The following is a 21838-nucleotide window of genomic DNA, read 5'->3' as shown; positions in this document are numbered from 1 at the left end:
TATAAACCCTTTTCAGATAAAATTCGACACAAGGAGGAAAATATTAACATTAAATAAAATAATATATTCATCTACAAATTAAAAGGGGTGAATATTATGCAACCTTCAGCTCCACCTCATCTAGAATCTACAGAAACTATCTTTCCAAGCTCTATTACAAAACTTGTTGTTTTTATTTGTTGGCTAGCCATTTTAGCTGATGGATATGATTTAGGTATTTACGGTGCCGTTCTACCAAAGCTCCTAGAAGACAAAAGCTGGGCGCTATCACCAGCGCATGCTGGTACAATTGCAAGCTATGCTTTATTTGGGATGTTTATTGGAGCTATTCTAGTTGGAACGATTACAGATCTAATTGGGCGTAAATGGACGCTTATATGCTGTTTAGCACTTTTTTCTATCACAATGGGTTTAGCGGCTATCGCTCCTTCTCCTGAGTTATTTGGATTATCTCGATTTATAGGAGGAATCGGATTAGGCGGTGTTATCCCTACGGCTTCAGCACTCACTGTTGAATATTCACCCAAAAAAAGGCAATCTTTTATTTATGCTCTTATGTTTACTGGCTATCCTTTAGGTATCGTGTTAGGTGCTATTTTGTCCATGCTTATGTTAGAAGATTTCGGATGGAGAATTATGTTTGGTATCGGAATGATTCCACTACTCCTCATTCCTTTCATTATTCGCTATTTACCCGAGTCCATTCAATTTTTATTATCACGTAATCGCCAAGAAGAAGTGAACCAAATTCTTAATCGTTTTCAAATTGAATTTCATATAAAAAATAAAACTCATCAAGCTCCATCTACTATACGAAAGAAAAATGGATTTTTCACTTTATTCTCAAAAGAATATATAAAAGCAACACTACTTTTTTGGATCACTTATATAATGGGAATGTTTTTAATATATGGTTTAAACACTTGGTTACCACAGATGATGCGCCAGGCGGGATATCCTCTTGGATCTAGTCTGTCTTTTCTACTTATGCTAAATATTACCGCAGCTATCGGCGCATTATTCGCTGGAGCAATTGCTGATCGTATAGGAGCAAAAATTGTTATTAGCATCTCTTATCTTATGGCAGCCATATGTATCGGACTATTAACAATCAAACCATCTGTTACAATCATTTATCTTTTAATTGGCCTTGCTGGTATTGGATCAGTCGGTATTACTCAAATATTAAATGCATATGTAACACAATACTTCCCATCACATATCCGAGCTACCTCCTTAGGCTGGGGACTGGGGCTTGGCCGAGTTGGTGCAATTGCTGGCCCAATTCTCGTCGGTATTATTATGACAATGCAATATGACTTAGCATGGAATTTTTACTTATTCTCCTTTGCAGGTCTTATCGCAGCTATATCTGTTTTCTTCATTCCTACAAAATAAAAAGAGCACAAACTTACTTGTGCTCTTTTTCATATGCTTCAAACAACATATCTCGAAACAATGTATTTAAACTCTCAATATCGATTCCTGATCCCTTTTCAATTCCTTTTACATATTGCCCATAGTAATGAATTTGTTCTTCTAAAAATTGATTTAGCACCTTAATTTTCAATCCAACATCTAATTCAGTACCTGCTTTTTTCTTTATTAACAACTTTTCAATTTCATCTAATACGCTACGTTCTAATGATAATTCTGTAATTAATCGGTCAAACTCTACAGGAGGTAAAGTCGTTTTCTCTTCTAGCCACTTACAAGCTAAAATGGGACGTAATACATAAAAGTACTTTTTCAGCTTTACATTCTCACCTTGCAAAAATTCACGATAATTTTTCGACGCCATATGTAAATAATGATATATCGTTGCTTTTGGATCAAAATTCTTCTCACTCATCTGTTGAAGTAGTTCTGGAAAATTAGAGTTTTTCGAATAAAAAATTGGTGATCGAATCCACTCAAGTAAAGCAGGATTCGACTTCGCGAATAGTTGCAACGCCTTTTTAATATCCCAACCACTTATATCTAAATCATCACTAATTGGATATTCAATTACATCTCGTTTGTCATGAATTGATAAATACCATTCTACCGGATGTATATAAACAAACCTAACATCATAATCGCTATCTTTCGATGGAAACCCCCAAGCACGACTCCCTGATTCCACCGCAAATAAAATTTTTACATCATTCTCTTTTTCAATTCTTTCTAACTCCAACTCGATTTTCTCTCTCATTTCATAACATCTCCATTTTTTGATTATTTCCCTGGAAATTCGACAATACACTATTAATTTTACTACATACTAAAAAAACTGTCAGAAATTACTGACAGCCTAATGAAACGTCTATTGTTGCTTTTCAATTACAGTAGCAGCAATTCGTTCAAACTCTTTTTGAATCTCCTCTTTATATGCATCTACTATTGAAAAATCCATAGCAGCAATATAAATTCGTTCTAATTTATCACGAATCGATTTTGCTTTCGCTAAGAAAGACATCGCCTCATTCATTTTTGCTTTATATTGAATGGAAACATCACGAATTTCCTTCGCATATTTCTCATCCGTCCCTGGCGTAACAATAAGGGCATACATATCAATAATTTCATCACCCTCGCGACTTGGAAAATATTCATGTGGTGCGGTGCTATCAAAAATTGCAAAACCTAATTCTCTTACGATAACCATATCAAGACTATTCGGGTCAAATCCGCAATGATATACTTCAACTTCAAACCCTTTTTCTTCAGCTGCCTTAGCTAACTTTTTGAGCATCGTTGATTTTCCAGAGCCTGGGCGCCCTTTTATAAAATAACGATGTGGTAACCCTTCTGTTAAATTAGGAACAAAATCAACTGCTCCTTTCGGTGTAGCAGCTCCTAAAAAACGATGTTTTACAAGCGATTGTCTCCCGCTTTTATCTGCAAATAATTTCTGGATTAGCTGATTGGTTAGTTCATTTGCTTTATTAAAATCTATATTATCAATATATATCTTCTCCCACTCATCATGTATAACCAATGCCTCTTTAAAACGTGCGTAAGCAGACTGAAAAGCTTTGCTTGCTTCTGAAACAAATCTTTCAATTTCTAACTTCTGCTTTCTTAGTTTATCTGAGTCCCAAGCAATTCCTAAATTTATATACTCTTCAACAACTCCTGGCATTTTTGGCTCAATAACATGCGGCGATGTCCCATCAACAATTCCTACTTTTAATTGTGGGATAATTACACCATCAACCGATTTATTATCAGAAGAACAATGTAAAAATTCAATATCATATCCTTTTTCAATCCATTCACGACCTATTGCCTTTATTAAAGAAGATTTTCCCGTTCCTGGGCCCCCCTTTAAGATAAATAATCTGTCTAATCCTTTTAAATTCTCTTCGTATAAATTGTGAAATCCCCTAGCTGTATTACCACCAGCATAATAATTTAATACATTTCCTGTCACTGCACTCACTCCTTCGCAGCATTCTATTTACATAAGCTACAATATGCGAGCAGCTTTATTTGGGTGAATACCTATTTTGTATTGCACGCAAAAAGGAAATGAATTACAATTTAACTATCGGAAAATTCCGATTTTAAAAACTGAATACTTCTTTATCAAGAGAGGCAGAGGGACCGGCCCTTTGAAGCCCAGCAACCTCAGTTTATACAAACTGAATAGGTGCTAATTCCTGCAAAATGCAATGCATTTTGGAAGATAAAACTCAACTAGCATGTAAAGCTCATCTTTCTTGATACTGAAGGATGAGCTTTTTATTATTTGAAAAACATATATTGGAGGTATGTAAAATGAAAGTAATTGATTTATCACAAACATTTGAAAATAATATGTCTCAATTTCCTGGAACACCTAAAATACAACTAGAAGCTGTTACAAGTGTTGAAGAATCAGGATATCAAGTTACAGATTTTCATTCTGTCGTTCATGTTGGCACGCATTGTGATGCTCCTGCGCATTTTATTTCAGGCGCAACGACCATCGATCAATTACCGCTGGATCAATTTGTAGGTGAAGCTGTTCTTATTGATGTAACTCATGTACAAGAACGAAAACTACCTAAAGAAGTACTGCACGATGCTGATATAAAAGAAGGAGATATTGTTATTTTTCATTCTAATCTATCCACAAAATGGAATACAGAAGCTTATGAGAAGGAAGCATTTTATCTTTCTGAAGAATTAGCTAAAGAACTAGTGCGATTAAAAGTAAAATCTATCGGTTTAGATTTCATTTCTCCTGATGAAGTCACAACAGAAACATCACCGATTCATCACATATTACTAGGGAATGATATTTACTTAATTGAAAACTTAACAAATCTAGATGCTATCGAAGCAAAACGTTTCTTTTTCTCAGCAGCACCTTTAAAAATTAAAAATAGTGACGGTGCTTTCGCAAGAGCATTTGCTATTATTTTTTAAACACAGCCTATAAAAAAAGCAAAGGCCACTACTGGTCTTTGCTTCTATATTTTCTATTTAAATTAAGAAAGAATTGTTCCACACGAGGACGCACCCAAGCTAAACAATCTATCTCTTTCTTCTTTGTGCAAGCTATCTCTTCTCCATCTACCATTTCAACAAGTTCTAGTTCTAACAGTTGCCTCGTGAATGCTAACATATTCACTTCTTCGGATGGATACTCTTCTTTTAATTTCTCCTCAATTTCCCCCAATAAAAAACCGTCACGCATCATTGCCAATGCATCAATCCAAAGTGGCGGCATTTCATATTTTTCTCCTGTAATTGTATCTTTTACAATATAATTCTTTTGCTCTTTTCGAAATTGAATCGTGTGTAAACATACAGTCGAATTTAATGTTAATTCCATCATACCACCTCTTTCATAATATCTGCATAGAAAAAAGGATGCGTGTGCACCCCTTCTTATCTTTTCATAACACTACTGAACCGCTACATGAGCAATCAATCTCATGTCGATATTTTCCTCCATTATAAACGAAGTATTTTATAAAAAAAACCCTTCTTGAAACATTTTATAAAATGTTTATATTTACACAACAAGAACGCTTTTCTGAAAAATCTTTTCTCCCAATACATTAAAAGGTAGGCAAAAAAATTTCTACTTTCGTTCCTACTCCTACACTACTTTGGATCGTGATACTCCCTTGATGTTCCTTAATAATTTTATATGTAATCATTAATCCAAGTCCTGTACCAGTCTCCTTTGTTGTGTAAAACGCCTTGCCGATTTTTTCTAACTTCTCATTCTCTATACCAAATCCTTGGTCTTCAACAGAAATACACAAATGTCCTTGCGTTTTTTGATATGCACGGATATGAATTTCTCCACCCTCTGGCATTGATTCTATTCCATTTTTAATGATATTTAATAACACTTGTTTTAATTGCTTATCATCACCGTTTATAGCCGGTAAATTCCCATCTACTTGTAAATGACATTTAACTCTATATTGCGTTGCATAACTTTCCATTAGATGCACAACATATAGAAGGATGTCTCGTATATTACACCTTTCATAATTTGTTGGCTTTGGTTTTCCTAACAACATCAATTCACTAACAAATCCATTGACTCTTTCAATTTCTTGTAGCATAATGTCGTAGCTCATCGTATCAGTTGGGTTTCTTTCTTTTTGCATTTGCGTAAACCCTTTTAACGCTGTTAACGGATTTCGAATTTCATGGGCAATTGTTGTAGACATAGTCCCAATCACAGCTAAATTTTCCGTCTCTTTCATATTGTTCATCATTTCAACCACTGTTCTTACATAAGATTGAAATCGTTTTAATAAAGAATGTGAAATAATGAAATAAAATACACATAAAACAAGTGGAATTATCACTTTTAAATCTTGTAATAGCAATGTGAAAAATACGTACTTTCCAATTACACTAAAGGACACTAAATAAAAGTATTTTTTATTCACGAAAACTGGGGCAAATAAAATTAATAACATTTCTACCATACTGCCATGTTCAAAAGGTCTATCCGTTCGCAAATAAATCATTAAATTATTCACAAGATTGATAAACATGTACCCAAATAAAAATAAATATTTTACAGAATATACATACCCTCTTTTTTGAAGATATATAGAAATAGGAAATAATGCTATTACAAATATAGGCACACCTACCCCAAGACCACCTTCTGGCCACCCTACCGCTGTTCCACTAATATTCATAGCAGGATATACAAAATAATATATAGCGTCATATAAAAAGAATATAATATAAAATAATAATATAAATACCTTTAAGGCTCTTCTTTCTTCATAAATCAAGCTCTTGTATTTATTCATATAAAAACTCCCCTTGATCGATACAAAAAACTTTCATTGTTATCTCCTTAAAGTATAAGTATGAAATTGCTTTCAGGGCAATATTTAACCTTATAATACTGAAAGGAAGGAGATCTCTCCTTCCTTTTGGTAACAACTTACATCCATCTTACCCTGTCATGTAACAATCCATCCGTAAAATTATTATGCCCCATTACAAAATCCTTCATATATAAATTTAAATACTCACCGTACTTACTTTCTGTATTTAATAACAACTCCTCGACGTAATAAGCACCTTGTTCAAATTGATCTAAAAGTAAACTGGACAAGCCCGCATAAATCCCGCACCCTACCTGAAAATACGTTGCATTCGTTTTATATTTACGAAAAACTTGGCTACTATTCATCACATTATACATATATGCCTCACTATTTTCATAAACGAGTAACACACCGACCAAGTCCTCTCCAGCAACCTCTTCTTCCGCTGGATTAAACACTTTACGATTCCAGTTCCATAAATCTTCTACTTGATCTAAGTTCTGTCTAATTATATTTGTTGTATACTCATTAATTCGATAAAGAAAACCAACTTCCATATTGAAGTTTTTCCCTAAAATTAATACTTCCTCATGTGGCATTAAACAACCATAGAATTCTTTTTCTCCTAACTTCACTTTATACTCTGAAGAATATACATCTTCATAAAAGTAAAGAGGACGATGATGACTCATATACATCGGATAACTCCAGATCGCTTCATCTAAAAATCGCTCTACTGCCCATGAAGCATAAAGTGTATGTGGCTTTATAAGTGCTGTATCATTCAAAAATGATGTGTCATGTTCTACAATATAACATGCTCTTGGCCTTTCATTTGGTCGTTCCTTCATAAGCTCAACAACCATCCATTGAACAACACCTGGATTCATACCTGAACCTATAATCGCTTTTGTATTTGTAAATTTCTCTTTCTCCTTCTCAAACCTTGTATATCTTTCCGTAAGCTGAAAACCGATTAAGCTATCGTCCTGATCTACTGCCTCATTTTCCAAGGCTGAATTAATATAACAAATTCCTAGTTCATTACAGCAGCTTAATACTCTAATTGTATCTGCCCCTGAAACATCAATCACAACACTCGTTCTTTTTTCTTTTAAATGTTTTTTAAATTCCACTACATTTTGAAGGTTTATTTCATATAAATATAATTGATCTTTCAAATTCGAAAACAACTCATCGTAATAATTCCTATCTTTTTGTTTTATATCCACCAAATGAAATTTAGCATTCTTTAATACTTCATAAATTGGATCTTTTTCATTTGCTATCGCTTGATTTAAAATTGCTAAAACTGCTTTTGCTGCTCCACCAGCACTACCAAGCAATGTAATTGATAACGAATTCGGAAACTGCTCCACAAACAAAACCCCTTTAATAAATTAGTTGAGCAGCTCCTCCTCAAAAAATAAATTGAATATATAATAAGATAGCTCGTACACAATGTTTATAAGTTAGTGCAAAGTTACCTTTTAAAAAATCACACTATACTATGCTTATATTCAATTCATTTTCCCCTCATCTTCAAATTAAACTAAAACAAATAGGCTCGACCTTTTCTTCTGCATATAAAAGAAAAAGTCAGCCCTTCCAACTAATCTACGGACAATGGACGGATTTTACATGTTGAATATTCACATACATTTTTGCATCACGTGCTTTTGATATTTCAATATGACCTTCATCAATTTTCGCCATTTTTCCAATTTTATTGGACTCCTCACCTAAATCAAACACCATAATTTTCCCAGTCATTTTAATAAGCTGTTCTTCAAATGTTCTAGCTAATGTAATATTTAACGGATTTACGGGGAGTTCATTTTTATTGAGGGCATACGGTACTTGGTTTTCTTTATACGGAATTAACCATTTTAAATGCTTTAAAGATATATATACCGTTTTATAAACCGGACTATAAAAAACAATATAGTCGTTCATCACACTTGTAACATAACCATGTATTGGAGCATTTCCTGCTACATAAACTTCTGTAAAAATCCCTTTAGAAGTACTTAATACTTTTCTCAAAGAAATTGAAGGGGATTCCCTCTTAATTACAGAATCAACATCTGGTTTTAGTATGTCTTCGTCATGTGGTCTTAAAAATTTATAGTATTGTACATGATATAAAGATATATATACATAGTCTTGTCCATTGTAAAGAACAATAATGTCATTTCCTACGTCTATTAATATACCTTTAAACCTTTTTTCACCGATTAATTTAACATATATATTTTCCCCAATACTTTTGTTTAACACATTCATCTATATCCTCCTTCCTATGAATTTCAGCTTTCCTATCTTCCGTTTCAAAAAAATAATCAGGGCAATGTTCTGTCTTAATAGTAAGTAATTCCTTTTCATACTATCGAAATAAGAAATTGTTCTTCTCTTTCCCTCATAATGCCCCTCTTATTTATTAAACATTATTCATCTTCATTCTTTTTACATTTCACTACTTGACTCACACTCTTAATATGATAATTAATGATATAAATAACTTCATCACCGTTTACTAGCGTAATACATTCTTCATGCACTTCACTTAATAGGCCTTCTACACACTCTGGGCCGCCACGGTTAATCTTTACCCACTTATACTTCAAGTCACGTAATACATCGACGAAAGTATCATCATCAGAGCAGAAACATGAAACATAGCCATCGCCACATTTACTTTCTTTCACTTTCTTAACTAGACTCTTCACATGTTTCAATTGGTAATATACTAATTCACCAAGAGGAAGTTGTAATGTAAGGTAATCTCTTCCTAACGATACAAGTACCCCCACTCGACTCTCTGGTCCACGAAGATTTACTTTTACAGTCTCACCGACTAAGCCTTTAATTTGTTCACAGCATAATATACTTTCCAAATTTGTATCCTCCTTTCTTATTATCTTCCTCTTCTTGACTGTCTTTGTGCGCGAGCTCGACCTGAATCATTACTTTCACTTTCGCTTTCACTTTCGCTTTCTTCGCTCTCTCTACAAGGTACTGTTACACTCTTAATATGAGATACTGCAACTAATATAACTTCTTCTTTTACAATTAGTGTCACAAATTCACAAGAAACATCTTGTAAAATACCTTCAACTTTCTCTGGGCCACCACGATTAATTTTCACCCAGCAATATTTGAAGCTTTGAAGTAACTTTTCAAAGTCATCTTCACATTCACATTCCAACCATCTGCAATCATCTGCTTTACAATCTTTCACATTTTTTGTAATACTTTTCAGATGACGAATCTGATAGTAATAGAGCTCTCCTTTTTCATTCTTTAATACAAAGTAATCCGAACATACAGCGACTATTGTCCCTTTTTGAGATTCTGGACCACCCCTGTTTACTCTCACAAAAGATCCAATTAAGTCTTTCAGAAAATCACAATGAAATAAACTCACGAGAAAACCCCTTCCATTAATTTATAAGCTTTTGCACTGATAGTATATGTATCTGTACAGGTTACGTTCTCTATGTTTGTCCTAGCTAGAAAAAAATATGCTTTTAACATGGTAGACTACTACCTATCAAAATTTGAAGAAAGGCTAAGAACTCCTTATGTTTTTGATATCTTCAAACAAAAAATCCCTTATGAAGATACATTTCTGCATATCTTCATAAGGGATTTCCCATAGTTTAATCTTCGTCTTTAACATCCATATCTTCTGGAATTGGTTCGTTCAATATTTCTTCCACTAATTGCTTATATTTCTCCATTTGTTCTAAATGCGTATTGAATTGTTCTTTATTTACTAAATATTGCTCTCCATCGAATAGCGCACGAATTTTCTTTTGCTGAATTAACTCTTCAATATACGATTTTGGTAAATTCAAATACTCCGCAGTCTCTTCTATTGTTATATACAATGCGTTCATTCCTTTATTATTTTTTCATCTATACTGTATCTTACTTTACTTTATTTTTGTAAACAAATAAAAAAGATTTTGTAAATGCAGTTCAAAAAGCAGGTAGATGCATTCCATATATTGTATAGTATTATATAGTAAGAATTTTTTAAATATAGAATGGTATTACCCATTTACACAAAGGAGAGTTAACATATGGCTACTCGTCACATCATTACAATGTTAGAAAAAACACTACAAGTTGAAACAGAAAACACAATTTCTCATTTGAATGTATCTTTATCTGATCGTTTTCTTTCTCAAAGCACAGCAATACATGAAAACAATTGTTATCATACAATTGGTGAATGGTACAAAAATCATTTCTTATTCCAACAAGATGATTTCCTTTGGGCTAAATATGCCTTCTATGACGCATATTGTGAAGCCATCCAAAAACAAGGTCATCTTACAAAACGCATCCGTCAAATATTAGAATCATTGGCTCGAAAACACGGAAAACAGTATATTGCTTCTATACTAAATATGCCATTTCCTAATAAACGCGCTAAAGGGACAGCGTAATTTAGCCATGTTCTGTGTAAGCAAAACATAGCTAAATTGTTTTCTAGGATGCTTTACCAATAAAATGTTCATATCATATGAACTGATGAAACCGGTGTCATTATAATGATAGAAAATATAGTAAACAGGAAAACCCCCACGTACATCTCTCATTCACTTGAATAGAGAAATACGTGGGGGTATACTTGTTCCTTATTATTTCATCATCTGCTTAATCAGTTCGCGATTTCTCTTCTTAAATACTTCATTATGAGAAGAAACCATTCCATACTCACTTGCATCTGGTTGGATAAATTGTTTTGCTTTATTCACAGCATTTCCCGCATCTTGGAATGCACCTGCAATTAAGTGTAGTTTCCCTTCGTGCTTTAAAATATCTCCAGCAGCATATAATCCATCTACTGAAGACTCACTATTTGCATTACCTGCAATATAATAATTATCTATAATTGCAACGTCTAACTCACTATTTTCTAATAATGTAATGTCGCGTTCATATCCATGATTAATAATAACTTCATCAATAGGTAAATGAGAAACCTCACCTGTTTCATGATTTGTTAATTCTACATATTCGATTGCTTCATGATTATCACCAGCAATTAATTTTGTAATCGATGTATTAAAGAAACACTCCGCTGAGCTGTTCATAAGTTGTTTTACTTGTGCTTCATGACCAGATAATTCTTCTTTTCTATAAGTTACATACACTTTTTTCGCAATTGGTTCCAATTCATTTGCCCAATCAACAGCAGAATTGCCTCCACCGGAAATAATAACTGTTTTACCTTTGAAACGCTTTAAAGATTTAACTGTATAATTTAAATTCGATACTTCAAATCGCTCAGCACCTTCAATAGATAACTTTTGCGGTTTCAATATACCACTTCCTGTTGCGACGATAACTGTTTTTGAAAAGTGTTCTTCGCCAGTACTTGTTTTTAATGTAAAAGTACCATCTTGATTACGAATAATCGATTCTACTTTTGTATCTAATACAACTTCTGGCTTAAATGTTAACCCTTGCTGTACAAGTTGTTCAATTAACTTATCACCTGTAACTGGCAATAGTCCTCCTACATCCCAAATCATTTTTTCCGGATACACATGTATTTTTCCACCTAAATGTGGTTGAAATTCTATTATTTTTGTTTTCATTTCTCTGAGTCCACTATAAAAAGCTGAATAAAGCCCTGCAGGTCCTCCGCCTATCACGGTTACATCAAACAATTCTTCTCGATTCATTCGTGCTCACTCCTCAGCTATTAATCATTGATTATCATTCTCAATAAAATATAACCTGTTTCCGCAAAATTTACAATCAAAATTACTATTGACAATACACCTATATAAAATTATATTATTTAAAGAATCAATAGTGATAATCATTATCATTTTGTTAATAATTAGCAAATTTGAGATTACATCTTCTTTTATTAATATGGTTAATACTATATTATAAAATCTCATATTCAAGATTTTTAATAAATTATTTTGCTTTACCACTACTCTTTCAAAAAGATTGCAGTTAAACAAATTATTGTATACACATATCATCTATGTTAAAGGAGAAAGACGATGAAAAAGTTATTTATTTCACTAACAGTCCTTTTCGTTCTTGTTATGAGCGCTTGTAGCAATGGCTCTACAGACAAAAAGAACGATGCAAAAGGTAGTAAATCAGAAACAATTACATACCAATCTGAAAATGGTAAAGTAGAAGTTCCTGCAAATCCAAAACGCGTTGTTGTATTATCATCATTCGCTGGTAACGTAATGTCATTAGGTGTAAATCTTGTTGGGGTAGATTCATGGTCTAAACAAAACCCACGTTTTGATAGCAAACTTAAAGATGTTGCTGAAGTATCTGATGAAAATGTTGAAAAAATCGCTGAACTAAATCCAGATTTAATCATCGGTTTATCAAATGTTAAAAATGTCGATAAGTTAAAGAAAATCGCGCCTACTGTAACATACACTTACGGAAAAGTTGATTACTTAACACAGCATTTAGAAATCGGTAAGTTATTAAATAAAGAAAAAGAAGCAAAAACTTGGGTTGATGACTTCAAGAAACGTGCACAAGAAGCTGGTAAAGAAATTAAAGCAAAAATCGGTGAAGATGCAACAGTTTCTGTTGTAGAAAACTTCAACAAACAGCTTTATGTATACGGCGAGAACTGGGGCCGTGGAACAGAAATCCTGTACCAAGAAATGAAATTAAAAATGCCTGAAAAAGTAAAAGAAAAAGCATTAAAAGAAGGTTACTACGCATTATCTACTGAGGTATTACCTGAATTTGCTGGTGATTACTTAATCGTAAGTAAAAACAAAGATACTGATAACTCATTCCAAGAGACAGAATCATATAAAAACATCCCAGCAGTAAAAAATAATCGCGTATATGAAGCAAACATGATGGAATTCTATTTCAATGATCCACTTACATTAGATTTCCAACTAGACTTCTTCAAGAAGAGCTTTCTTGGTAAATAATACAAACATGAGGAATTCTTAATTTAAGAATTCCTCTTCCTTTATTCTATGAACAGAAAAGATGTGAAACGAATGACAAAAGATCATGACAATCCACGTTCTATAGCTTTTACATACAAACTAATTTTAAGCTTAATTGCATTCTTTCTTATTTTTATCGTTGCAATGGTATTAGGTGCTGCAGATACTTCGATAAAAGATGTATGGTTAGCACTCACTTCCTCCGCTAAAGGAGACAAAATATCTATTATTCGAGAAATACGTTTACCACGTGAAGTTGCTGCTATTTTTGTAGGAGCTGGATTAGCCGTTTCTGGGGCAATTATGCAAGGATTAACACGAAATCCACTTGCGGATCCTGGATTATTAGGGCTATCTGGTGGAGCAAATGCTGCGCTTGCACTGACACTTGCTTTCAACCCTTCCATCAGCTATCTTTACTTAACATTAGCTTGCTTTATCGGTGCGGCAATTGGCGCAATTATGGTATTTGGAATTGGTATGGTGAAAAAAGGCGGCCTTTCTCCTCTTCGAATTGTATTAGCAGGCGCTGCAGTCTCAGCATTTCTACTCGCAATTTCAGAAGGAATCGGCATTTACTTTAAAATTTCACAAGATGTATCACTTTGGACTGCTGGGGGCGTAATTGGAACAACTTGGAGCCAATTAAAAATTATTATTCCAGTCATTTCAATTAGTATCTTTATCGCTATCTTACTAGCAAAAAAATTGACAGTTCTTAGTTTCAGTGAAGAAGTGGCTATTGGACTAGGTCAAAAAATTATTGTTATTAAAACTATTTTATTTATCATTATTATCTTACTTGCAGGTGCATCTGTAGCGCTTGTTGGAAATATGGCATTTATCGGCTTGATGGTACCTCACATGGTACGCCCAATTGTCGGTCCAGATTACCGATTTGTTATACCGATGTCAGCAATTGCTGGAGCTTCCTTTATGCTACTTGCAGATACAATCGGACGTACTATTAACGCTCCATACGAAACACCAGTTGCGGCAATTGTTGCGATTGTAGGGTTACCATTCTTCCTATTCATTGTACGTAAAGGAGGAAAAACATTCTCATGATGCAATCTATTTTAAGAAAACAGCGTCTCATTATACTCGCTTTACTTATAGTAATCATCACAACCATTGTAGTTGGAATGGGACTTGGTTCAGCATCTTTATCTTATGATCGACTACTCCCAACATTAATGGGGCAAGGGACTTTTAAAGAGGAGTTCGTTTTATACTCTTTAAGACTACCTAGAATTGTCATTACATTATTAGCTGGTATGGCTCTCGCTTTATCAGGGGCTATTCTGCAAGGAATTACCCGAAATGATTTAGCTGAACCTGGTATTCTTGGTATTAACTCTGGGGCTGGTGTTGCTGTTGCTATTTTCTTTTTATACTTTCCAATAGACGTAGGTTCATTTCTTTACTTACTACCTGTCGTTGGATTTATTGGGGCATTTCTGACAGCTGTTCTAATTTACGTATTTTCATATAGTAAATCAACTGGACTTCAGCCGGTGCGATTAACATTAACTGGTATCGGTTTTGCATTTGCACTATCTGGAACGATGATTGTCCTTATTTCATCCGCTGATCGTATGAAAGTGGACTTTATCTCAAAATGGATTGCCGGAAACATTTGGGGAGATGATTGGACATTTGTTTTAGCAATGCTCCCATGGTTAATCGTATTCATTCCGTTTATTTTCTATAAAGCAAATCGATTAAACATTTTAGCATTAAACGAACCAGTCGCAATTGGCGTTGGAATTGAAATTGAAAAAGAACGCAGGTACTTATTAGTTGCAGCCGTTGCACTTGCAGCTGCAGCTGTTTCCGTAACAGGAGGAATTAGCTTTATCGGATTAATGGCTCCTCATATTGCGAAATCTTTAGTAGGTCCAAGACATCAAATTTTCATGCCTATCGCCCTTTTAATCGGCGGATGGCTATTATTATTAGCAGATACAATCGGACGAAATATCGTTGATCCTAATGGCATTCCAGCAGGTATTGTCGTTGCTTTAATTGGGGCTCCTTACTTTATGTATTTGTTGCTTAAAAAAGCGTAAAAGACACCCTCAAGATCTTTTCTTGAGGGTGTCTTTGTTTCATTCTACTGCTGCCCATACCCTTCAAACTTCTTCGCCAAATTCTCCATCTCATCTTCTGGCAATAGCTTTGGTTCCCCAATGCTTTTCGTTTGATAATAAATTTGAGCACAAAACTCAATCTCTTCTGCAACAGTAAACGCCATTTTTATATTATTTGCACCAGCAATTAAACCGTGATTTGCAAGTAGCACAGCTCGGCGATCAATCATGCCTTCAAAAGCAGCATCCGCTAATTGCTTCGTACCAAATGTTTCATACGGCGCACAGCGGACATTCGGGCCTGCAAAAGCAATTAAATATGACACAGCCGGAAGCTCCCATCCTAATGACGCAATCGTCTTCGCGTAAGGAGAATGTGTATGCACAAGCGCATTTATATCTTCACGCTTCCTATAGTAAATAAGGTGCATATCTAATTCACTTGATGGTTTTCTCTCTCCTTCTACTACTTCACCATCTAGGTTTAATATAACTACATCTTCAGGCTTTGTTTCATAATACTCTAAACCACTTGGGCTAATCGCAACAAGACCTTGTTCACGATTAAAGATACTAATATTACCGCCCGTTCCCTTTGTTAAACCACTAGAAATCATTTTCTTTCCATACGCTACAATTTCTTCTCTTTCTTTTTGTAATAACATATACATCCCCCTAAGTATGAAGCTTATGATGACTGACTTTTACATTTATCTACTTATTGAAATAGCTTTTTTAAATTCTCCGTAAACGGTGCCTTTACAATCCCTTTTTCTGTAATAATCGCTGTTACATTTTCATGTGGAGTAACATCAAATGCTGGATTATATACTTTACTTTCTGTCGGAGCTGAATATTGTCCGAAACGATTAATCACTTCAGAAGCATCTCTTTCTTCAATCGGAATTTCTTTTCCTGTCGATGTCTTTAAATCAATTGTCGGCGTTGGTGCCGCTACATAAAACGGAATGTTGTAGTATTTCGCTAAAATAGATACGCCTAATGTTCCAATTTTATTTGCTATATCACCGTTCGCTGCCACACGGTCGCATCCAACAATTACAGCGTCAATCTTCCCTTGTGACATGACCATAGCCGCCATATTATCCGTAATGACAGTAACATCAATTCCCGCTCGCTGTAGTTCTAATGCCGTTAACGTTGACCCTTGTAATCTTGGACGTGTTTCATCCGAAAAGATTTTTAAGTCCCATCCTTTTTCTTTCGCTAAGTACATTGGAGCCGTCGCAGTACCATACTTAGTCGTCGCTAACGCACCAGCATTACAATGTGTTAATACTCCCATTCCATCATGGAATAATGTTAATGCATGTTCTCCAATTTGACGGTTAATTTCTTCATCTTCTCTATGAATCTCTTTTGCCTCTTCTAGTAATCTATTTTTCAGCTGTGAGATTGATAAATGAATATTATCTGTCGCTACACTTTCCATTCTTTCAAGTGCCCAAAATAAATTTACGGCAGTCGGTCTTGATGTCGCCAAGTATGTACATACCTTTCTTACTTCATCCATAAATCCTTCTTCCGTACCTTCAGCAAATTCCTTTATCCCTAAATACACTCCATAAGCTGCTGAAACACCAATCGCTGGTGCACCTCGTACTTTCATTACTTGAATGGCATCCCACACACTTTCAGCTGTTTTAAAAGATTCATAAACAATTTCATTCGGTAATAACGTTTGATCTAACAAAACTAAGGCATCATCTTTCCACTGAATTGGTATTAATTGCTCTTCCATCATATTCTCCCCTTACTCCGCGTAGTGCATTGACTGTTCTTTTAACGTTTCTACAAAACTTGTACCCGTTCTATATTGATTCGCTCGTAAAATAAAACTCTTCGCTACTTTAAGACAAATTCGCTCCGCTCTAGCACGTGCTTCCTCATTCTCAATACAAGTAATATCTTTTACTTTCGCTAATCCAACAATACGGCGGATTAATTCAAGACCTGTCACTGCAGCTGTATCCTCTAATACAGATTGTAAATAGGCTTCGTTAAAGCCTTCTTCCTTCGCCATAATCTCGGTCACATGAATATCCCAAGCATCTAAAAACTTCTTCTTAAATAAATCAATTACCTCTACCATCGTAGTTTGTAACCAATCCATATACGTATCTTTCTCAGCTCCAGGTAGCATCGTTGCATCTGCATTCACCCAAGCAAACATTAAATTCGCCATTACATTCCCGACGTCATATCCCATAGGTCCATAAAAAGCAAACTCAGGATCAATAACCTTTGTAGAATCATCTCTTACAAAAACAGAACCAGTATGTAAATCACCATGAATAAGCGCCTGTGCATTCGTCATAAAAGAAAATTTACGTTTCGCTACTTCCATACGAAGCTCTTTATCACTATAAATATGCTCCCTAATCCATCCCTCATTTAAAGGAAATAACTCATTACGCTTATTATGATTTGTAAATGGTTCTGAATATACGAGGTCCTCTGTAATCTCACATAATTCAGGATTTATATAATTCTTCACAAGTTCCTTCTTCTCTTTATGATTCATTACAACATCCGATGTTAATAAAAGTGTATTTACCATAAAAGTAGTTAAGTCGTCAGCAAGCCGCGGAAATATTTGATGATTTATAAGTGCTGTACGTAATATTGTGTGATTCGATAAATCTTCCATTACGCAACAGTTCATCACACTATCAAATAAATACACCTTAGGAACAAGTCCAGGTGCTAACTCATCCTCTAACTGCAAAACATCTGATTCTATGCGAATACGATTCGTCGACAACTTAAACTCATCTGAAATGCGAGCTGTATCCCCAGCTTGCTTTACGATGACAGACATGTTCTCTTTTTCATCCCAAACGCGGAACACATAATTTAAATTGCCATCACCTATTTCTTTACACTTTAGCCCCTTTGCATGTTCAAACTTAGATAATTTCTCTTTCACATATGCAATCACATCTTTAGCTTCCATTAAAAAATACTTTGTGAACTTAGACATGGTTTCCCCTCCACACCAATTGTAAGCGTTTTCTAAAAGCTATAAAAAATAATAGGTTGAATTTTTTCATCCTATAAATATGTATTCTTCTTTTTGAAAGGTATATCTAGGTTTTATTATATCTCGTTAGCACTTTGAGTCAATATTTCTAACTATCATCGTAATATACTTCCTAATTATATATTCGAGATGACAAAAATTGTTCAAAAAGATTTCGATTCATTTTATTTTATTTATCGCACAATTCTTTGTAAAATAGAAATAAGCAGTTCCTTTTCAAATACATAACTTCTAAGAAATATTTCCTTCCTAAGAATTTACACTTACACCATATCTCTAACATACACACTACTCTTTCAAACAATCATTGAAAATTTATAAACTTAAAGTTACCTTTCCATTCTCTGTTAGCCTTAATTGAGAATAAATATTAATTAAATCGGTATAAAGTTGGTTTATTCTCTTGACAAAATAACCACTTCTATATGATAATTAATATCGAATTAGAATTATTATAGTTAATTAAAAAATATATTTTATGAGCACACTATTTTTTGATGCTCAAAACCAACATTTAGGAGGAATTTTAATATGTTATTAATCGGCACAGAAGTAAAACCGTTTAAAGCTAATGCTTACCATAATGGAGAATTTATCCAAGTTACTGACGAAAGTTTAAAAGGAAAATGGAGTGTAGTTTGTTTCTACCCAGCTGACTTCACATTCGTTTGCCCAACTGAACTTGAAGACTTACAAAACCAATACGCAACTCTAAAAGACTTAGGCGTTGAAGTATATTCTGTATCTACAGACACTCACTTCACTCACAAAGCATGGCATGATAGCTCAGAAACTATCGGCAAAATCGAGTACATCATGATTGGTGACCCAACTCGCACAATCACTACAAACTTCAACGTTTTAATGGAAGAAGAAGGTCTTGCTGCTCGTGGTACATTCATCATCGATCCAGACGGCGTTATCCAATCTATGGAAATCAATGCTGACGGTATCGGCCGTGACGCAAGCATTCTTGTTAACAAAATTAAAGCTGCTCAATACGTACGTAACAACCCAGGTGAAGTTTGCCCAGCTAAATGGCAAGAGGGTTCTGCAACACTTAAACCAAGCCTTGACCTTGTAGGCAAAATCTAAGGAGTTCGATCAAAATGATACTAGATGCAGATATAAAAACACAACTATCCCAATACCTTCAATTAATGGAGAACGATATTTTACTTAAGGTAAGCGCAGGAGACGATAACGTATCTAAAGATATGTTAGCTCTAGTAGACGAATTAGCTACTATGTCATCTAAGATTACAGTAGAAAAAGTTGAATTAGAGAGAACACCAAGCTTTAGCGTAAACCGCCCTGGTGAAGACACTGGTGTCGTATTCGCTGGTATTCCATTAGGACACGAATTTACATCATTAGTGTTAGCTTTACTACAAGTAAGTGGACGCGCTCCAAAAGTTGAACAAAAATTAATCGATCAAATTAAAAACATTCAAGGCGAATATCATTTTGAATCTTATATCAGCCTAAGTTGTCATAACTGTCCTGATGTTGTACAAGCTCTTAACGTAATGAGCGTTCTTAACCCTGGTATTACACATACTATGATTGATGGCGCTGCATTCAAAGAGGAAGTAGAAAGCAAAGACATCATGGCAGTACCAACTGTTTACCTAAACGGCGAATCTTTCGGAAGCGGTCGTATGACACTTGAAGAAATTTTAGCTAAAATGGGTAACGGTCCAGATGCATCAGAGCTTTCTGATAAAGATCCATACGATGTTCTTGTTGTTGGTGGCGGCCCTGCTGGTGCAAGTGCAGCAATTTACGCAGCACGTAAAGGCATCCGCACTGGTATCGTTGCTGAGCGCTTCGGTGGTCAAGTAATGGATACTATGGGCATTGAGAACTTCATCAGCGTGAAAAAGACTGAAGGTCCTAAGCTAGTAGCAAGCCTTGAAGAGCACGTAAAAGAATACGACATCGATGTAATGAATCTACAACGTGCGAAACGTTTAGAGAAAAAAGAACTTATTGAAGTGGAACTTGAAAACGGCGCTATTCTGAAAAGTAAGAGCGTAATCGTTTCTACAGGTGCTCGCTGGCGTAATGTTGGCGTACCAGGTGAAGCTGAGTTCAAAAATAAAGGTGTAGCATATTGCCCACACTGTGACGGTCCATTATTCACTGGAAAAGACGTAGCAGTTATCGGCGGAGGTAACTCTGGTATTGAAGCAGCTATCGACTTAGCAGGTATCGTTAAGCACGTAACTGTTCTTGAATTCATGCCAGAATTAAAAGCTGATGCTGTATTACAAGAGCGTCTTAACAGCTTACCAAACGTAACTGTTCTGAAAAACGTTCAAACGAAAGAAATCACTGGTACTGATAAAGTAAACGGTATTTCTTACATCGATCGTGAAACTGAAGAAGTTCATCACGTTGAATTACAAGGTGTATTCGTACAAATCGGTCTTGTGCCAAACACAGACTGGTTAGGCGAAACAGTTGAACGCGTTCGCGGTGAAATCGTAACAGACAAGCACGGCGCTACAAACGTACCAGGAGTGTTTGCTGCAGGTGACTGTACAAATAATCCGTACAAACAAATCATCATCTCTATGGGTTCAGGTGCAAACGCAGCTTTAGGTGCATTTGATTACTTAATCCGTAACTAATAAAAAAGACGCGCTACCAATAGGTAGCGCGTCTTTTTTATTATATTTCATGTAAATAGTTATCAAGTTCCTTCCAACCCATTACTGTATAAGGTGTTCCTACATTCAATACTACCTTTACATTTTCTGCTACTACTTGCATTCTCTTAGTTGGATTATCTCTTTTTCCTGAAGGATAAATAGCAAGTTTCATCATTTCTTGCTTTCCATCTTCATAAATCCTTTTCTTTAAACCGAATTGGTTAATTTGTTCCTTTGAAGGAACTTCTTTGCCTTCCCAGTCACATATTTCAAATAGAGGATACCGATCTCCGTGCCATTCCTCAATAATCTCAATGACTTTAAGAATAATATAACTCCCTGATGCTAATTCATAACTAACAGCATCACCTGCTTTTAAAGAAGTATTAGCTATAAATCTTTTCGGCACTTTTTTAGCTTCTGGCTGCCGAGAATGTAACTGCTCTCTTAGTTTATTTAAAACTGCTTCACGTTTCTTCTGTAATTTAGGTTCTTCTTCCCAGCGGGCTAAATCTGCACCACTTTCTATTATTTGCAATGCCTCCTGCTTAACATTCTCTTGAAGTCTCCCTAACCTCCATTGTATGGAAGCAAATACTAACCAAAAAACAATAGTCTCTTCATCATCTAATTCATTCTTGTATTCCTCAATTACAGTCCTACTTGCTTCCTCATTTGAATATTCATTTGCTAACAAATCCTTATACAGTAACTTAATATCTTCAGCAATATCGTCTGATAATATTGCTACTCCCCAAGCCCCCAT

The 21838-nt window shown here is 34.9% G+C and carries 22 protein-coding genes and 1 riboswitch; of the genes, 8 read left to right on the top strand and 14 right to left on the bottom strand.

What is annotated here, in order from left to right:
* Positions 1–96 precede the first annotated feature (96 nt).
* Positions 97–1398 carry an MFS transporter gene (locus GBN91_RS22235; RefSeq protein WP_025710042.1) on the top strand — a complete coding sequence of 434 codons (1302 nt, stop codon included), beginning with the start codon at positions 97–99 and terminating at the stop codon, positions 1396–1398.
* A 13-nt stretch (positions 1399–1411) separates the two neighbouring features.
* Here GBN91_RS22235 and GBN91_RS22230 read toward each other — a convergent pair whose 3' ends face one another.
* Both GBN91_RS22230 and GBN91_RS22225 read right to left on the bottom strand, forming a co-directional pair.
* Entirely contained in the window at positions 1412–2194 is a 783-nt protein-coding gene (locus GBN91_RS22230) for a nucleotidyltransferase domain-containing protein (RefSeq protein ID WP_065224784.1), read from the bottom strand.
* A 111-nt stretch (positions 2195–2305) separates the two neighbouring features.
* A complete protein-coding gene (locus GBN91_RS22225; RefSeq protein WP_006926177.1) occupies positions 2306–3415 on the bottom strand; it encodes a PRK06851 family protein in 1110 nt (369 codons plus the stop codon).
* 149 nt (positions 3416–3564) lie between these two features.
* Positions 3565–3677, top strand: a riboswitch (SAM riboswitch).
* 85 nt (positions 3678–3762) lie between these two features.
* On the opposite strand from GBN91_RS22225, the gene GBN91_RS22220 reads away from it, so the two are divergent.
* Positions 3763–4395: a cyclase family protein gene (locus GBN91_RS22220; protein WP_152122352.1), complete on the top strand. Its 633-nt coding sequence runs from the start codon at positions 3763–3765 to the stop codon at positions 4393–4395.
* Positions 4396–4423: 28 nt separating this feature from the next.
* On the opposite strand, the gene GBN91_RS22215 is transcribed toward GBN91_RS22220, so the two are convergent.
* The 7 genes from GBN91_RS22215 to GBN91_RS22185 form a co-directional block, all read right to left on the bottom strand.
* Complete coding sequence (locus tag GBN91_RS22215; RefSeq protein ID WP_000424116.1) at positions 4424–4804, bottom strand: hypothetical protein; 381 nt, start codon at positions 4802–4804, stop codon at positions 4424–4426.
* Positions 4805–5033: 229 nt separating this feature from the next.
* A complete protein-coding gene (locus tag GBN91_RS22210; RefSeq protein ID WP_001046095.1) occupies positions 5034–6260 on the bottom strand; it encodes an ATP-binding protein in 1227 nt (408 codons plus the stop codon).
* Positions 6261–6397: 137 nt separating this feature from the next.
* The gene (locus GBN91_RS22205) at positions 6398–7663 is read right to left on the bottom strand and encodes a hypothetical protein (protein ID WP_000434715.1); all 1266 of its coding nucleotides are present in this window, start codon (positions 7661–7663) and stop codon (positions 6398–6400) included.
* Between the two features lie 238 nt (positions 7664–7901).
* A complete protein-coding gene (locus tag GBN91_RS22200; RefSeq protein ID WP_152122350.1) occupies positions 7902–8570 on the bottom strand; it encodes an LSm family protein in 669 nt (222 codons plus the stop codon).
* Positions 8571–8731: 161 nt separating this feature from the next.
* Positions 8732–9181, bottom strand: a complete 450-nt coding sequence (locus GBN91_RS22195) for a hypothetical protein (RefSeq protein WP_000443836.1) — start codon at positions 9179–9181, stop codon at positions 8732–8734.
* Between the two features lie 20 nt (positions 9182–9201).
* On the bottom strand, positions 9202–9711 hold the full coding sequence (locus GBN91_RS22190; protein ID WP_000051536.1) for a hypothetical protein: 510 nt from the start codon (positions 9709–9711) through the stop codon (positions 9202–9204).
* Positions 9712–9946: 235 nt separating this feature from the next.
* Positions 9947–10186, bottom strand: coding sequence for a helix-turn-helix domain-containing protein (locus GBN91_RS22185; protein ID WP_002025240.1), 240 nt, complete (start codon positions 10184–10186; stop codon positions 9947–9949).
* Between the two features lie 186 nt (positions 10187–10372).
* On the opposite strand from GBN91_RS22185, the gene GBN91_RS22180 reads away from it, so the two are divergent.
* Positions 10373–10741, top strand: coding sequence for a hypothetical protein (locus tag GBN91_RS22180; protein WP_152122348.1), 369 nt, complete (start codon positions 10373–10375; stop codon positions 10739–10741).
* 195 nt (positions 10742–10936) lie between these two features.
* On the opposite strand, the gene GBN91_RS22170 is transcribed toward GBN91_RS22180, so the two are convergent.
* Positions 10937–11986, bottom strand: a complete 1050-nt coding sequence (locus tag GBN91_RS22170; RefSeq protein WP_001078268.1) for an NAD(P)/FAD-dependent oxidoreductase — start codon at positions 11984–11986, stop codon at positions 10937–10939.
* A gap of 333 nt (positions 11987–12319) precedes the next feature.
* On the opposite strand from GBN91_RS22170, the gene GBN91_RS22160 reads away from it, so the two are divergent.
* From GBN91_RS22160 to GBN91_RS22150, 3 genes are read left to right on the top strand one after another with little or no spacing between them, the layout of a single operon-like run.
* Positions 12320–13237, top strand: coding sequence for an iron-hydroxamate ABC transporter substrate-binding protein (locus GBN91_RS22160; RefSeq protein WP_000732579.1), 918 nt, complete (start codon positions 12320–12322; stop codon positions 13235–13237).
* A 48-nt stretch (positions 13238–13285) separates the two neighbouring features.
* The gene (locus GBN91_RS22155; protein ID WP_141557703.1) at positions 13286–14326 is read left to right on the top strand and encodes a FecCD family ABC transporter permease; all 1041 of its coding nucleotides are present in this window, start codon (positions 13286–13288) and stop codon (positions 14324–14326) included.
* Positions 14323–15330: a FecCD family ABC transporter permease gene (locus tag GBN91_RS22150; protein ID WP_152122346.1), complete on the top strand. Its 1008-nt coding sequence runs from the start codon at positions 14323–14325 to the stop codon at positions 15328–15330. Before GBN91_RS22155 ends, GBN91_RS22150 begins: the two co-directional genes overlap by 4 nt.
* 44 nt (positions 15331–15374) lie before the next feature.
* Here GBN91_RS22150 and GBN91_RS22145 read toward each other — a convergent pair whose 3' ends face one another.
* The 3 genes from GBN91_RS22145 to mtnK are packed head-to-tail and all read right to left on the bottom strand — an operon-like array spanning position 15375 to position 18355.
* Complete coding sequence (locus tag GBN91_RS22145; protein WP_000926554.1) at positions 15375–16016, bottom strand: L-fuculose-phosphate aldolase; 642 nt, start codon at positions 16014–16016, stop codon at positions 15375–15377.
* Positions 16017–16069: 53 nt separating this feature from the next.
* The gene (mtnA, locus tag GBN91_RS22140) at positions 16070–17116 is read right to left on the bottom strand and encodes an S-methyl-5-thioribose-1-phosphate isomerase (protein ID WP_003269303.1); all 1047 of its coding nucleotides are present in this window, start codon (positions 17114–17116) and stop codon (positions 16070–16072) included.
* A 9-nt stretch (positions 17117–17125) separates the two neighbouring features.
* Entirely contained in the window at positions 17126–18355 is a 1230-nt protein-coding gene (gene mtnK, locus GBN91_RS22135) for an S-methyl-5-thioribose kinase (protein ID WP_000033223.1), read from the bottom strand.
* A 591-nt stretch (positions 18356–18946) separates the two neighbouring features.
* On the opposite strand from mtnK, the gene ahpC reads away from it, so the two are divergent.
* Together ahpC and ahpF are read left to right on the top strand one after the other, a co-directional pair.
* Positions 18947–19510, top strand: coding sequence for an alkyl hydroperoxide reductase subunit C (gene ahpC, locus GBN91_RS22130; RefSeq protein WP_000924420.1), 564 nt, complete (start codon positions 18947–18949; stop codon positions 19508–19510).
* A gap of 14 nt (positions 19511–19524) precedes the next feature.
* The gene (ahpF, locus tag GBN91_RS22125) at positions 19525–21051 is read left to right on the top strand and encodes an alkyl hydroperoxide reductase subunit F (protein WP_000599501.1); all 1527 of its coding nucleotides are present in this window, start codon (positions 19525–19527) and stop codon (positions 21049–21051) included.
* A 40-nt stretch (positions 21052–21091) separates the two neighbouring features.
* Here ahpF and GBN91_RS22120 read toward each other — a convergent pair whose 3' ends face one another.
* Positions 21092–21838 carry a hypothetical protein gene (locus GBN91_RS22120; protein WP_152122344.1) on the bottom strand — a complete coding sequence of 249 codons (747 nt, stop codon included), beginning with the start codon at positions 21836–21838 and terminating at the stop codon, positions 21092–21094.

This window comes from Bacillus sp. B1-WWTP-T-0.5-Post-4 (assembly GCF_009183795.1).
Lineage (GTDB): Bacteria > Bacillota > Bacilli > Bacillales > Bacillaceae_G > Bacillus_A > Bacillus_A cereus.
Note: the sequence above shows the minus strand (reverse complement) of the source record. Positions and strands in the feature narration are given on the sequence as shown.

Excerpts from the sequence above, each read along its gene's own strand:
- GBN91_RS22235 (WP_025710042.1), top strand. The coding sequence starts at position 97 with ATGCAACCTTCAGCTCCACCTCATCTAGAATCTACAGAAACTATCTTT.
- GBN91_RS22230 (WP_065224784.1), bottom strand. The coding sequence starts at position 2,194 with ATGAGAGAGAAAATCGAGTTGGAGTTAGAAAGAATTGAAAAAGAGAAT.
- GBN91_RS22220 (WP_152122352.1), top strand. The coding sequence starts at position 3,763 with ATGAAAGTAATTGATTTATCACAAACATTTGAAAATAATATGTCTCAA.
- GBN91_RS22215 (WP_000424116.1), bottom strand. The coding sequence starts at position 4,804 with ATGGAATTAACATTAAATTCGACTGTATGTTTACACACGATTCAATTT.
- GBN91_RS22210 (WP_001046095.1), bottom strand. The coding sequence starts at position 6,260 with ATGAATAAATACAAGAGCTTGATTTATGAAGAAAGAAGAGCCTTAAAG.
- GBN91_RS22200 (WP_152122350.1), bottom strand. The coding sequence starts at position 8,570 with ATGAATGTGTTAAACAAAAGTATTGGGGAAAATATATATGTTAAATTA.
- GBN91_RS22185 (WP_002025240.1), bottom strand. The coding sequence starts at position 10,186 with ATGAACGCATTGTATATAACAATAGAAGAGACTGCGGAGTATTTGAAT.
- GBN91_RS22180 (WP_152122348.1), top strand. The coding sequence starts at position 10,373 with ATGGCTACTCGTCACATCATTACAATGTTAGAAAAAACACTACAAGTT.
- GBN91_RS22170 (WP_001078268.1), bottom strand. The coding sequence starts at position 11,986 with ATGAATCGAGAAGAATTGTTTGATGTAACCGTGATAGGCGGAGGACCT.
- GBN91_RS22160 (WP_000732579.1), top strand. The coding sequence starts at position 12,320 with ATGAAAAAGTTATTTATTTCACTAACAGTCCTTTTCGTTCTTGTTATG.
- GBN91_RS22155 (WP_141557703.1), top strand. The coding sequence starts at position 13,286 with ATGAACAGAAAAGATGTGAAACGAATGACAAAAGATCATGACAATCCA.
- GBN91_RS22150 (WP_152122346.1), top strand. The coding sequence starts at position 14,323 with ATGATGCAATCTATTTTAAGAAAACAGCGTCTCATTATACTCGCTTTA.
- GBN91_RS22145 (WP_000926554.1), bottom strand. The coding sequence starts at position 16,016 with ATGTTATTACAAAAAGAAAGAGAAGAAATTGTAGCGTATGGAAAGAAA.
- mtnA (WP_003269303.1), bottom strand. The coding sequence starts at position 17,116 with ATGATGGAAGAGCAATTAATACCAATTCAGTGGAAAGATGATGCCTTA.
- mtnK (WP_000033223.1), bottom strand. The coding sequence starts at position 18,355 with ATGTCTAAGTTCACAAAGTATTTTTTAATGGAAGCTAAAGATGTGATT.
- ahpC (WP_000924420.1), top strand. The coding sequence starts at position 18,947 with ATGTTATTAATCGGCACAGAAGTAAAACCGTTTAAAGCTAATGCTTAC.
- ahpF (WP_000599501.1), top strand. The coding sequence starts at position 19,525 with ATGATACTAGATGCAGATATAAAAACACAACTATCCCAATACCTTCAA.
- GBN91_RS22120 (WP_152122344.1), bottom strand. The coding sequence starts at position 21,838 with ATGGGGGCTTGGGGAGTAGCAATATTATCAGACGATATTGCTGAAGAT.